The organism is Vreelandella zhanjiangensis DSM 21076, from assembly GCF_000377665.1.
Classification (GTDB): domain Bacteria; phylum Pseudomonadota; class Gammaproteobacteria; order Pseudomonadales; family Halomonadaceae; genus Vreelandella; species Vreelandella zhanjiangensis.
This window is the reverse complement of sequence record NZ_KB898647.1, coordinates 282426-295171: the sequence shown is the minus strand read 5'-3', so window position 1 is coordinate 295171 and position 12746 is coordinate 282426. Positions and strand designations below refer to the sequence as shown.

The window sequence follows — 12746 nt, the reverse complement described above, 5'->3', positions numbered from 1 at the left end:
CATCTAATACCGGATCCGACGAACGCGGAAAGCCCGCCCTTTCAGCTTATCTCGCTCAAGCTTGGCGAGCGCTTTTTGGACCACAGAGTGCTCCACGGCCACATAGGCACTACGAGCCAGCACTTTGATTTTACCCACCTGATCACCGCGCAGCCCGCCTTCGCTGGTAAGCGCGCCCAGAATATCGCCTGGGCGTAGCTTATCCTTTTTGCCGCCTGCCAGTTGCAGGGTAGCCATGGGCGGCTCAAACGGTGTGGTTTGCTTAGCTTTGGGCAGCGGCTCAGTGGTTAACTGCTCGCTTAAAAGCTCGGCCAGCCGCCCAAGGCGGTAAGTTTCCTGGGGTGTTACCAACGTGCAGGCAATACCGCTAGCCCCTGCCCGCCCGGTGCGGCCGACGCGGTGCACGTGAACGTCCAGCTCACGGGCAATCTGATAGTTGAAGACCGCGTCCAGCTGCGCGATATCCAACCCACGGGCGGCGACATCGGTCGCCACCAGAATCGAGGCGCTTTGGTTAGCAAAGAGTATCAGGATACGATCACGGTCTTTCTGTTCCAAGTCACCGTGCAGCGCTACGGCGCTGAAACCTGCATCCACCAGGCTATCGGCGACCGCTTGGGTTTCACGCTTGGTATTACAAAACACCACGCTGGTGGTCGGACGATTGACCAATAAAAGCTGTTTAAGCGCAGCAAAGCGAGCGTCTTCATTGGGCACTTCGTAGAAGTGCTGGTCAATGGTGGTGGCGTCATGCAACTCGGCCACTTTGACGGTGACGGGGTCAACCATCACGCCGCGCGTCATGGCTGCCAAACCGCCAGCTTCGCGCTCATCAGGGAACGTTGCGCTAAACAGCAGCGTCTGGCGATCAGCCGGCGTCTCGGCAATGATGGCATCAATGGTGGCCTGAAAGCCCATATCCAGCATGCGATCCGCTTCATCCAGCACCAGGGTACTTAGCGAACCCAGGGTCAGCGAACCTTTGCGCAAGTGCTCATCGATACGCCCAGGCGTGCCCACCACAATATGCGCGCCGTGTTCTAAAGAGCCCAACTGAGGGCCGAACGGAGCACCGCCGCAAAGCGTCAACACTTTCACATTGGCCATGGCCCGCGCCAGCCGACGCAGTTCTTCGGCCACCTGATCAGCAAGCTCCCGAGTAGGGCAAAGCACCAAGCCCTGCACGGCAAACGCGTCAACGCGCAGCTCTGCCAATAACGCCAAGCCAAACGCGGCCGTCTTACCCGACCCCGTTTTAGCTTGAGCGAGCACATCACGCCCGGCCAACATAGGCGGCAGGCTTTGTGCCTGAACGGGCGTCATCTGGTGATAACCCAGTGATTCAAGGTTAGTAAGCAGCGCTGCCGGCAAGGCAAGCGACGAGAAGGAGGCGTCTGACACAATAAAACCTGCAGGGCCGTTTAACGGCCAGTAAAAAGGTAATTACTATAAAGTGAAGCACCATACCAGAAAGTGCCGCGCCCTGCGTGTCTGTCATACCGCAAGGGGCGCAAAACCGGCCTGGCATAGGGTGGCCAAGTCGTCAGGTGCCAACTCAATTTCAAGCCCTCGCCGCCCGGCACTAACGTACACCTTAGAAAATTCCTGTGCCGAGGCATCGATATAGGTGGCCAGGCGTTTTTTCTGGCCTAAGGGACTTACCCCGCCCAATACGTAGCCGGTGGTACGCTCTACCTCCGCCGGTACAGCCATAACGGCCTTTTTAGCGCCCGCCGCCTTGGCAATTTGCTTTAAGCCCAACTGCCCGGTCACTGGCACAATGCCCACCGCAAGCGCCTTGCCATCAAGTTTCACCACCAGGGTTTTAAATACCTGATCGGCAGTAACTCCTAGCTTTTCAGCGGCTTCCAGGCCGTAAGACTCCGCCGCCGCATCGTGATGGTATTCATGAATTTCAAACGCAATACCCGCTTTTTTTGCCGTATCAATGGCCGGTGTCATGGGGCTCTCTTAATTATTAATAAAGATAGCTAATGTAACGGGAGGGCTCTGGAAAGCCTACTCCTGCCTGCTAGGCTAAATAGCGTAAGCCTTAAGGGGAAGTCAACTGACAGGAGCTTATTATGCCAGCGACATCGAAAGCACAGCAAAAAGCTGCAGGCGCCGCCCTTTCTGCCAAGCGTGGAGAAACCAAGCCAAGCGAGCTTTATGATGCTTCCAAGGAAATGTACGACTCAATGAGCGAAGAAGAGCTTGAAGAGATGGCAAGCACCGAGCGCAAAGGCAAGCCTGACAAAAAAGGCGATTGAACGCTGCGGGTACTCGCTTTACAGCATAACGCCAGCTTATCGAGCTGGCGTTATGCTAACTAAAGGCTAGTTCTTACTGACAGGCTATTACTGACAGGGAACGACGCGACGTAGCGTGTCTTTGGCCCATAGGGTTTGGCCATCGGGCGTGCGGCCATGCTCATTCCAACGCTCGGTGGTTTCCATACAGAAAGAACCGGCATCTTCAGTGCGTGGGTCAGCACTAACAGGACGTTCTCCGCCAATACGCATTACGTCCGGATTAGCGGTAGTGTAACGCGGAGCAACGGTGGAACTTGCGCAGCCAGCAATCAGAGCAGTTGCTAGCAGCACGGGCAAACAGCGGCGCAGTGGCATGTTTTGTAAACCCTCAAAGGTACGATATTAGGCCGACACCGTTTGTCGGTAGCGCTAGATATCATCCCGCTTGTATAGCGTCAATCTTTTTACTTGAAGGCTTACGTAGTGTCTTAAGTGGTGGCTTAAGTAGTCACCAGGGTAATACTGGTAATAGGGCGTAAATTACGCTGTAGGCAGTGCTGTTCAACGCTCTCCACGATTTCTTCTGCGTCATCGATCTGCTGCTTGTCGAGCTGGATATCCACCATCAGAAAACTGCCCACCTGAACCAGGCGCACATCGCCACTGGCGATATCAAAATCAGCGACTTCCTCCACCATGTCCTGGCGTATGCTGCCCATGGGCTCACCAAACATCAGCTCGCGCAGCGCTCCGCGTATCATACGAATCGGCATGGGCAAAAAGTAGCCGGCGATGATCAGCACCATCACCGGGTCGGCAAACCGCGCGTAGCTGGCCCAGGGCGTCAGGGTTAAAAGCCAGGTAAGGGCAAAACCGAACATGACCGCCGTGCTTAGCCCGGTGTCCATCTGCCACTGGCGCAGTTCAGCCGCGAGCAGCGATGAGCGGGCAATTCGGGCGTAGCCCTTCAAGCACCGCCAGGTCAATAAACAGCCGATGACATTCACGATACTGAACCACATGGCAAGATCGAGCACTACCAAACGCCCGCCCTGAAGCAGGCTCCACACCGCCGATACCAATGAAAACAGACACACCAGTGCGATCACCACGCCTTTGAGCAGCACGGCAAGCGGCTCTACGGTTAGCCGCCCAAAGGGGTAGTGATCATCCGCAGGTTTGCGGGCATGCTGTAAAGCGAGTAATGAAAGTGAAGCAAGGACAAGGCTTAAAAGCGAATAGCCACTATCAAACAAGATAGTGATCGAGCCACTGGCTAATCCCAGGACTAGGCCAGACAACGCAAAAAGGCTTGCCGAAATGGCGGAAAATCTTAGCGCACGGCGCTCGGCAATAAAGGGGGTCACGCTAAAAACTCCATATCAAGGTGGAATAAGCCAATAGGAAATCGTGGCGCATGGTAGCGCTTGTGCTAACGTTAAACGAATCGCTCAGTGCTAAAAAAAATAGCGCTCATCCCTTAAGGCTCCGTTATGCGTGCTGAACAAGTTCAAGCGTTTGTTGAGGTCACCGAGCACGGCTCGTTTGCCGCCGCTGCCCGGCAATCAGGCATAAAGCGAAGCACGTTAAGTGCCGCTGTTCATGCCCTGGAAGATAGCCTGGGCGTGGCGCTGTTTGAGCGCTCAGGCAATAGCCTGACGCTAACGGCGGTAGGTGAAAGTGTACTGCCCGATTGTTACCGACTGCTGACCAGCGCCAGCCGCATCAAAAAGCACTGCCACCAGCACCTGCAAGGGGTTGAAAACCAGCTGTGCATTGCCCGCGACGATGCGTTGCCTGAGCGATTCTGGCGCCAGGTAATGCACGATTTAAAGCAGCAGTTTCCGTTAACGGCCATATCCGTCTATCTCGTCCCTCCGCAAGAGCACAGCCAATTTATTTTGCGCCAAACGGTAGATATCGCTTTTGGTTTATATACTGCTGAAGGCGTGGTTACTAACGCGGCTAACTTAGCGCCGGTGGGAATGCGCTTAGTCGCCTCCCCTCAGCACCCGCTTAGTCGGCTACCCAGCGTTAATCGTGATGATTTGGCGCAATACACCCAGGTGTGCTTAACCCATATTCAGGACGACAAGCTGGTCAGCGAGGCACTTTTTTCGGCTAACTACCTTGGGTTCACCATGTTTGAGGTCATACGCGACGCGGTCATTAACGGGACGGGCTGGGCGCTACTCCCACACCCACTGGTGAAGGAGGCGCTCAAGAAAAAAACGCTTTGCGCGCTTAATCATGATCTTGCGCTCGACAGCCATTATTACCGTTACGTTGAGGGCGAAAACCTTGGTGTAGTGGCCACCGCGCTACTAAATAATGTGGCGCGTTTTCTAGGTAATACGCGCTAGCGGTCACTTCGTTGAAATATAGCAGTGGAAAAAAACGCGATTGCCTTCCACGCTATAAAAAAGTGCTACAGAAGGAGACTTAAGGACACGCCAGAGAAACGACACAGGCAAGTGTCATCTAGGCGTAAGATGTAACTGCCAGTGTCGATGTTGCCGTCAACCAAGGAGTTATTCCACCGATGGTAAGACTCGATAAGAAAGCGACTAGGCTTTATGTCCTGGACACCAATGTCCTGATCCATGACCCCGCTGCGCTCTATCACTTTGACGAGCATGACGTGGTTATCCCCATGACTGTCCTTGAGGAACTGGATAAGCACAAAAACGGAATTCGAGAAATCGCCCGTACGGCGCGGCAAATTAGCCGTACGCTCTCTGACCTTACCAACCAAGTCACTTTTGACGAAATTCAACGCGGCATTCCCATCCCCCGAATCAGTGGGGAAACCGGGCGTCTGCACTTTTTGTGCTACAACGACCTGAAACCGTTCGATGCATTAGACGATAGCCCCGACAACCGCATTTTGGCTGAAACCTGTCGCCTGCGTGACGAACGTCCTGACGCGTCCGTCATTCTGATCACCAAAGACATCAACCTACGCGTAAAGGCCGCGGCACTGAAGGTACCGGTAGAAGATTACTTTAACGACCGGGCATTCTCAGATAGTGACGCGATGATCGAAGGCGCGCAGATCTATGCCGATGCCGGGCATGATGGCGCCACGCTTTGGGAAGCGCTCAATGTCGATGTCACCGTTGAACGGGTAGACCATCATACGTTTTATCAATTAAGTGGCGATATGCCCCGCCACTGGCACTTGGGGATGCTTGTATCCGATAGCGAGAACGGCGCCGAGTTTGAAGCCATTATCCGTGAGCTTTCCCCCTCATCAGCCCGCTTGCAGCTCTTAACCAACTACCGCCATCACTCCGGCGTTTGGGGGGTTCACGCTCACGATAGTCGTCAGAACTTTACCCTTAACCTACTGATGGACCCAGACATCGACCTGGTGACGATTGCCGGTAATGCGGGCACGGGTAAAACATTCATGACCCTGGCGGCAGCGTTTCAACAGACCCTGGATACCAAGCAGTTTGAACGCATCGTGTTTACCCGCGCCCCTATTCCCATGGGCGAGGACATCGGGTTTTTACCCGGTACTGAAGAGGAGAAAATGTCGCCGTGGATGGGTGCCTTCCACGACAATATGGATAACCTGCTGCGCAACGAGGAAGGAGAATCCACCTGGGATAACGGCGCCACACGGCAGTTGATCGGCTCGCGGGTGCAAATTCGCTCGCCCAGTTTTATGCGCGGGCGCACCTTAAACGACACCTTTTTGATTATCGATGAGGCGCAGAACTTTACTCCTAAACAGCTTAAATCGCTGGTGACCCGAGCCGGGCGCAATACCAAGATTGTCTGTTTAGGCAATGTGGGACAAATCGATACGCCTTACCTGACCGCCAATACCTGCGGCATGGCGGCCGTGGTCGAGCGTTTCCGTGATTGGCCGCATGCCGGGCACATTACGCTTAAAAGCGTTGAGCGCTCGCGTCTGGCGCTGGCGGCTGAAGAACTTCTGTAAAGGGTCTTATTGTGTAAAGAGCCTTATATAGCGCTCTTATAGCGAGGGTAAATATCCTCGGTAAGCATACGGGAAACCCGCCAGCTAGCTACTGGCGGGTTTATTCTTTATCACCGTTCCAAGGGTTTTCAACCCCTAACGTATCGGCGGCAAAGGCTTCGCGTTCACCTAACGGTCGATCCTCACCTATGGTGGTGTCCCTATAGGTCTGGCGCTCCATCTCGCTGTTCACTTCTGCGCCAAGCAATACCACAAAGGCAGAAAGCCAAAACCACATCATTAACACCACCACCGCGCCCAGTGAGCCGTAGAGCTCGCTGAAGCTTGAGAAGAAGCGCACATAAAGGGAAAGCCCACCCGACCCCAGTAGCCATAATATGGTGGCCAACAGCGTACCGTAGCTTAACCAACGCCACTGCGCTGCTCGTCGATAGGGCGCAAACCGATACAACAAGGCAATTAAAAAGCTCATGATGATCAATAATGCGGGCCAGCGCAGCCACTTAAATAGCTGATCAAAAGGTGGCTCCACGGTCAAGGCATCGACCAACACCGGCACGATAGCGATAAAGCCAAGCGATATAAGCGTCATGCCGATCAGCCCAAACGTCAGCAGTGTTAATACAACGCCACGAAGAAAGACGTTACGCCGCTCCTTTTCGCCATAAACCACATTGAGTCCCACTACGAGCACGCCCACCCCTTTGGAGGCGATATACATCGCGACTAAAAGCCCCACAAGCACCGCCATCACGCTGCCAGATTCGGTACTTTCAACCACGGCCTGAGTCTGCTGATCAATAAGGTTGGCAGCATCAGGCGGCATAAAGCGGCTTATCTCATAAAGCTGCCGCCCCGCTTCAACCGGGTCGAACAGTAATCCCCACAGCGAGATCACTGCGGCAATGGTCGGAAACAGCGCCAGCAGTGCGTAAAAAGCCACGCCGGCGGCCAGCATGGTAAGACGGTCACGCTTGGCGGCACGCAGCACGCGCCACACGATGTCAAACCAACCCCGGCGCGTAATTTCATCTGGCTTCTCGGCATCCCGTCCCCGATGGTTCGGTGCATTTTCGTGACTCATTACGCCCCTTCCCAGATTAGTAACAGTGCCAGTGTGATAGCGAGCGCCATCATCAAACCGCTCGTATGGTGCCGCATCCAGCCTTCCATGCCCGTTAGTTGAGTTAAGCGCCTCATTACCTGCTTTTCAATTAATAGAGTGATATCAACAGATGTCGATTTAGCATTCTTCAGCCACGCGCCGCTTAAACGCAGCGCATTCACCACTGTGTAACCGAGCGGTGCATAAAGCCACCACAAATCACCGGCAGGTGGCGTGCCGATACGCAGGCGGCGCGTTAATAGCAAGCCAAACCCAATCATTAACACCCCAGCAGGTAGCGGCCACATCAGGCTAACCCATTCTTTCAGCGGTGGGATGGCAACGCTTGCCTCGGGAAGTGGCAGCCACACCGGGGTCATTAGCGCAGCGACCAATGTCGCAAGCCAGGCGCCCCACTGGCCCGGATGGCTACCGCCTGCGCTACGCTGCTGCCATTGGCGCCATAAGCTAACGCTTACCAGTGCTGACGTACCAATGGCTGCCCAGGTTAACAGTGTAATCAACTGCTCATGGTGCATCTCATACAGAGCGCTCTTCACGGTCCACTTGCTGATCAGGCCCGCGCCAAACGCCCCGGTAAGCGATAACGCGGGGAGTGCCAGCAATATCCACACGACCGCTAACGGCCAGCGAGGTAAGTGTTCACTAATACTGGTACCCATAAACAGCGCCCCTTTCGCCAGCGCGTGATGGGCAGCAAACAGCACAACGCCCGGTAACAGCAAAGGCCATACGTCTGGTGCCGCCAGCCCCATGGCAATCATCGCGGTGAGCATGCCCATCTGGCTGATACTGGAGTAGGCAAGTATGGCTTTGGGATGACGCTGCCACACGCCATATAGCGCCGCTCCAAAAGCCGCGGCTAATCCCGCTATCAGGATTATTTCACCCAGACGGACTAGCGCTTCTGACATGGCGGGCTCCCCAAGGGGCAGTACATAGATCCAGCCGAGCAACCCTGCCTTGATCATCGCCCCGCTTAATACGGCGCTGGCCGGTGCCGGGGCAGCGGGATGCGCCAGCGGTAGCCACACATGCAGGCCGATGACACCCGCTTTAATGCCCAGCCCCAGCCACAGCAAGCCCGCCATCAGAGCGCCGTACTCGGCGGTAGCGATTTCCTCGCGCACGCCCTCTAGCAACAGCGTTTCCGCACTGCCCGCCGCCCAGAGTAGGCCACCCAAAATCAAGTTTTCACCGATGACCGCCAGAATCAGATAAGCTTTCGCGCCCAGCTTCGCCTCAGGCGTGCCGTTATGTATTACCAGGGCATAGGCGGCAAACGTCATCACCGCGAACCCTAGGTAAAAGCTGGCGATATCCTGGGCGATAATCAGCAAAACATTGCCCACAAACGTCAGCGGCCATAGCAGGGCCAGGCGCAGCAAGCGGCGTTCGGCGGCATGATCGCCCGTCTGAGCCTTTGCCTGCTCCTTGGCAAAGTAACCCCGGGCATGAAAGGCCGCGAAGCTCCAGAGCAGCGCCGTGAATGCAAGCCATGGGCGGCTAAGCGCGTTCAGTGACCACTGCCCGCCCAGCATCCAGGCATCGATTATCCACTGGGATTCGCCTGCGTAAGCTAGCAAGAGCGCGGGCCACGCCGCACTTAACCACCACCATGAGAAATAACGCCGCTGAACAGCGGGAGTACGATAGGCCTGCCATACCCCCAGCAGCATTACGCACAGCGGCCAGCAGAGTGCACTTACCAGCAGCAGCGTTATCATTGTAAATACTCCCCTACTGCTACCCGGGTTGCCCAGTCCAGCGGGCTAAACGGCAGCCCGGCAAGCAGCCCCGCTGCCAAACTGATCACCGCGGTAAACACCGCCGGCCAAAGCAGCCAACCATGGGTTTCCAAACGCCCCAGGCGCTGCTCGTTTGGCCAGCTGCCATGGCCGTGGGCAGGCCCCACACGAAACCACAGGCGATACACAATCGGCAGAAAATAGGCAGCATTCAGCGCACTACTGGCAACAAGTACGGCAATGACCCAGTACATTTCAGCCTGGATGGCGCCAATGCCCAAATACCATTTGGTGATAAACCCAGCGAAGGGGGGTAAACCAATCATGCCTAGCGCCCCCACCGTAAAGGCCAGGCTGGTAAGCGGCATGCGCTTACCAGCCCCGTCCATCTCATCAATACGGTGAATGCCCAGCTCTTCTGCATAGATGCCCGCACAGAAAAACAGCGTCACCTTCATAAGCCCCTGGTGCAACAAATGGGCAAGCGCGCCGATCGTTCCAAAGGGGCCAAATAAGCTTACGCCAAGCACGATATACGACACCTGGCTGATGGTAGAGAAGGCAAGCCGAGGCTTTAACTCGTGCTGAGCGATGGCCCGTACCGAGCCATAAATAATGGTGATACAGGCCGCCACGGCAAGGGCTGTGGTCACGCCCAGCTCAACGCTTAGCTCGATACCGTAAAGATCATAAATAACCCGCAAGATCCCAAAGGCGCCGGCTTTTACCACGGCTACCGCGTGCAGCAGCGCGCTGACCGGCGCAGGCGCCACCATCGCCCTGGGCAGCCAGCCATGCAGCGGTACCATGGCGGCCTTCACGGCAAACCCGCCCACCAGCAGGGCAAAGATAAACGTGAGTAAAGTACGGTGATCGCCCAGGTAGTCACCCAGGCCTCGTTCAGAAGCAAACGAATGCTCGCCCGTTACGCTATATAACAGCACCACGCCGAAAAGCAGCACGACACCGGCGGTCAGCGTATAGCGCAGATAAATCCGCCCCGCATTCAGCGCTTTATCAGTGCCGGAATGGACCACCAGCGGATAGGTGGAAAGCGTCAGCATTTCGTAGAAAATCAGAAAGGTAAATAGATTGCCCGCAAGCGCGATGCCCAACGTACTCGCCACACACAGGCTAAAGAAGCCAAAGAAGCGCTTACGGTTCGCAGTACCTTCCAGATAGCCGATAGCGTAAACCGTCGTGCACAGCCAAAGCAGTGATGACAGCCCGGCAAACATCACCCCCAACGCATCAGCACGCAGGACAAAATCAATATTGCCCACTATCTGAAAACTGAAAATAGCCTCATCGCCCGCCACTACCCGCTGAATCATCAGCGTGACCAGCGTGATTTTAATCACGGCGGCCAGCAGGTTAATGCTGGTACGCAGCCGCCTTGACTCTTCAGGTAGGGAGAAAATAATCACGGCGGCCAACAGGGAGGCGGCAATGGCCGTTAAAGGTAGCCAGGCGGCGTTCATAAGCTACCCCCATGGAGAAGTTCTAACGGAAAGTGAGCGAGCAGTCCCAAGACAAAGGCTGCCAATGCCAGGCAAAGCGCGATGATATCCATACCTGGGGAAAGCGGCTGATAGTGGTGGCGCGGGGCAGTTTCCATAAAGGAGTAGCGGAAAAACCGAAAAACATACGCAGCCGTTAACAGCGTGCCGATTAATAGCGCGGCCACCGCCCACCACTGCTGGGATATCACCATGGCCTGCAACAGCAGCCATTTGGCCGTAAAGCCTGCGCTAGGCGGCAGCCCCATTAATGTGACCGAGGCAATGCCAAACACTAATAACGAAAGCGGCAGCTTGCGGCTACAGCCTGCAAGCCCCTTCAGCGTGGTTTCACCGGTTGCCAGAATCAAATTGCCGGCGGCCAGAAACATGGCGGCTTTGGCTAACGCATGACCCATTAACTGCAGCCAAAACCCTTCCCAGGCCAGCGCCTTGGCAAGCGGCCCGACGTTTGGGCCTAACAACAACGGAAATACCACCATCAAGTAACCAAGCTGGGCAACCGTTGATGAAGCCACCAGCGTTTTAAGCGACTCGGCGCGCCAGGCAATTAACCCGCCCCAAATAATCGCCAGCATCCCCATCCAGGCGACTAGACGAGGTGCCCAAAAAGTATCCGGTAGCAAAATGCTCCATAGCTGCAGCAACACAAACAGCGAGGCTTTAACTACAAGCCCTGCATGCAGCGCGCTTACCGGTGTCCAGGCACTGGCATGTACCGGGGAAAGCCAGGCGTGCAGCGGAAACAGAGCAGCCTTTAAAGCCAGCCCACCACCGATCAACGCCGCCGCCACCCAGGTAACCGGGCCAGGCTCAACCACCTGCGCAAGCCCGGCTAAATCAACTTGCCCCCAGTAACCCAACAGCAGCGCCACTCCTAATAGGTAGGCGAGCGATCCCACCAGGGTGAGCAGTAAATAGCGCATGCTGGCAAAAAGCGCTGGCGTCTTACCTGACAGCAACAACATGCCGACGGCTGCCAACCCCATCAGCTCCAATGCGAGGTAGAGCGTAATAAGGTCTGTCGCAAGCCAAACCAATGAAAGCGCGCTAACTACCACGCCCATCAGCGGCCACAGCCAGCGGGCTAGACGTTCTGGCGGCGAAACGTTTAGCAGGCCAGGCGTATAGAGCGCCGATGCCGCGCCCAGCCATTGCGTCAAGAGTAACAGCAGTATGCTTACCCCATTAAGGCGCAGCCCAATGCTGACTCCCAGCACCTCCCCTTGCCAACGCAGCAACCCTATCTGCGTAAAGTCGACCAATAATAAAAGCCCAGACGTCAGCAGTGGAGCACATGCCAGGGCCACTACCCACATGCGCTTTGGAGGCCATACCGCCGCCAAACCACCCAATACAAGCGGCAGACACAAGGCAATGGCCAACGCCCAGTGGCTGGTTAACAGCGGCTCAAACGTGCTGTCTGCTAGACCAAATCGCCACATCATTGCTTCGACTCCTGTGGCTCGCTGGCACCCAGTAACGCCGCTGGCCCTTCGCGCAGATAGAGCGTTCGAATCAACAAGGCGCTCAGCAAGGAGCCAAGCCAAGCGACCACCAGCCCAATGGTAATCAGCGCCTGGCCTTGCACGCTCGTGCCTGCCATTCCCGCCAAGAGTAAAAATACACCGGAACCCATCACATTAAACGCCAGCAGACGGCGTAATAAATGCCGATGCCAGGCAAAAGCGCCCATCGCAGTGGCAACGATCACCACACCAACGAATAGCAGCGGATGCTCAAGCGGTGAATAAACCATGGCGGGGAGTACAAAGCGGATGACTGTGCCAACCATGACACACCAGGCAAGCGCCAACAGCGTGCGAGTCATGCCCCGTGTCAGCGGCTCTTTAAAGTGATCGTAGCGTGGTAAAGCAGACGAGCTGGCGGGAAAGATGCCTAACGCGTAAAAAAAGCAGGGTACTGTGAGTAGCGCGCCAATGATTGCTTCTGCAATCGCTAGCCAAGGCGCGCCTAATGTCAGCCAGGCAAGCGCCATGCTCAGGGTAAACACCCCAAAGCAACAGCAGGCACGCACCAAATGGCGATCAAATAAACACAACAGCGCTGTTGTCATAAGACAAAGCGCTAATAGGACTTCTATTACATCAAGGGACGCTATCACTGCCTTTGCTATCCTTGCCCCGG

12 protein-coding genes are annotated in these 12746 nt (G+C 55.7%); 3 read left to right on the top strand and 9 right to left on the bottom strand.

All coding sequences use genetic code 11. The features are described from left to right. Positions 1-3: 3 nt before the first annotated feature. Entirely contained in the window at positions 4-1401 is a 1398-nt protein-coding gene (gene dbpA, locus D467_RS0105575) for an ATP-dependent RNA helicase DbpA (protein ID WP_018916528.1), read from the bottom strand. A gap of 93 nt (positions 1402-1494) precedes the next feature. Next, positions 1495-1962: a Cys-tRNA(Pro) deacylase gene (ybaK, locus tag D467_RS0105570; RefSeq protein WP_018916527.1), complete on the bottom strand. Its 468-nt coding sequence runs from the start codon at positions 1960-1962 to the stop codon at positions 1495-1497. Positions 1963-2084: 122 nt separating this feature from the next. On the opposite strand from ybaK, the gene D467_RS0105565 reads away from it, so the two are divergent. Further along, on the top strand, positions 2085-2270 hold the full coding sequence (locus D467_RS0105565) for a DUF3008 family protein (protein ID WP_018916526.1): 186 nt from the start codon (positions 2085-2087) through the stop codon (positions 2268-2270). 87 nt (positions 2271-2357) lie between these two features. Here D467_RS0105565 and D467_RS0105560 read toward each other — a convergent pair whose 3' ends face one another. Both D467_RS0105560 and D467_RS0105555 read right to left on the bottom strand, forming a co-directional pair. Continuing rightward, positions 2358-2627 carry a hypothetical protein gene (locus D467_RS0105560; RefSeq protein ID WP_018916525.1) on the bottom strand — a complete coding sequence of 90 codons (270 nt, stop codon included), beginning with the start codon at positions 2625-2627 and terminating at the stop codon, positions 2358-2360. A 125-nt stretch (positions 2628-2752) separates the two neighbouring features. Then, positions 2753-3619, bottom strand: a complete 867-nt coding sequence (locus D467_RS0105555; RefSeq protein WP_018916524.1) for a cation diffusion facilitator family transporter — start codon at positions 3617-3619, stop codon at positions 2753-2755. 126 nt (positions 3620-3745) lie between these two features. Here D467_RS0105555 and D467_RS0105550 point away from each other — a divergent pair, with 126 nt between their 5' ends. Then, the gene (locus tag D467_RS0105550; protein ID WP_018916523.1) at positions 3746-4615 is read left to right on the top strand and encodes a LysR family transcriptional regulator; all 870 of its coding nucleotides are present in this window, start codon (positions 3746-3748) and stop codon (positions 4613-4615) included. A gap of 179 nt (positions 4616-4794) precedes the next feature. After that, positions 4795-6204, top strand: coding sequence for a PhoH family protein (locus D467_RS0105545; RefSeq protein WP_018916522.1), 1410 nt, complete (start codon positions 4795-4797; stop codon positions 6202-6204). 100 nt (positions 6205-6304) lie between these two features. Here D467_RS0105545 and D467_RS0105540 read toward each other — a convergent pair whose 3' ends face one another. Genes D467_RS0105540 through D467_RS19530 form a run of 5 tightly spaced genes read right to left on the bottom strand, consistent with a single transcriptional unit; the run spans position 6305 to position 12675 of the window. Then, the gene (locus D467_RS0105540; RefSeq protein ID WP_018916521.1) at positions 6305-7288 is read right to left on the bottom strand and encodes a YihY/virulence factor BrkB family protein; all 984 of its coding nucleotides are present in this window, start codon (positions 7286-7288) and stop codon (positions 6305-6307) included. Further along, entirely contained in the window at positions 7288-9057 is a 1770-nt protein-coding gene (locus tag D467_RS0105535) for a proton-conducting transporter transmembrane domain-containing protein (protein ID WP_018916520.1), read from the bottom strand. Before D467_RS0105535 ends, D467_RS0105540 begins: the two co-directional genes overlap by 1 nt. Continuing rightward, on the bottom strand, positions 9054-10559 hold the full coding sequence (locus D467_RS0105530) for a proton-conducting transporter transmembrane domain-containing protein (protein WP_018916519.1): 1506 nt from the start codon (positions 10557-10559) through the stop codon (positions 9054-9056). Before D467_RS0105530 ends, D467_RS0105535 begins: the two co-directional genes overlap by 4 nt. Then, a complete protein-coding gene (locus D467_RS0105525; protein WP_018916518.1) occupies positions 10556-12046 on the bottom strand; it encodes a complex I subunit 5 family protein in 1491 nt (496 codons plus the stop codon). Before D467_RS0105525 ends, D467_RS0105530 begins: the two co-directional genes overlap by 4 nt. Beyond that, on the bottom strand, positions 12043-12675 hold the full coding sequence (locus D467_RS19530) for a Na(+)/H(+) antiporter subunit B (protein WP_018916517.1): 633 nt from the start codon (positions 12673-12675) through the stop codon (positions 12043-12045). Before D467_RS19530 ends, D467_RS0105525 begins: the two co-directional genes overlap by 4 nt. Between the last annotated feature and the right edge of the window lie 71 nt (positions 12676-12746).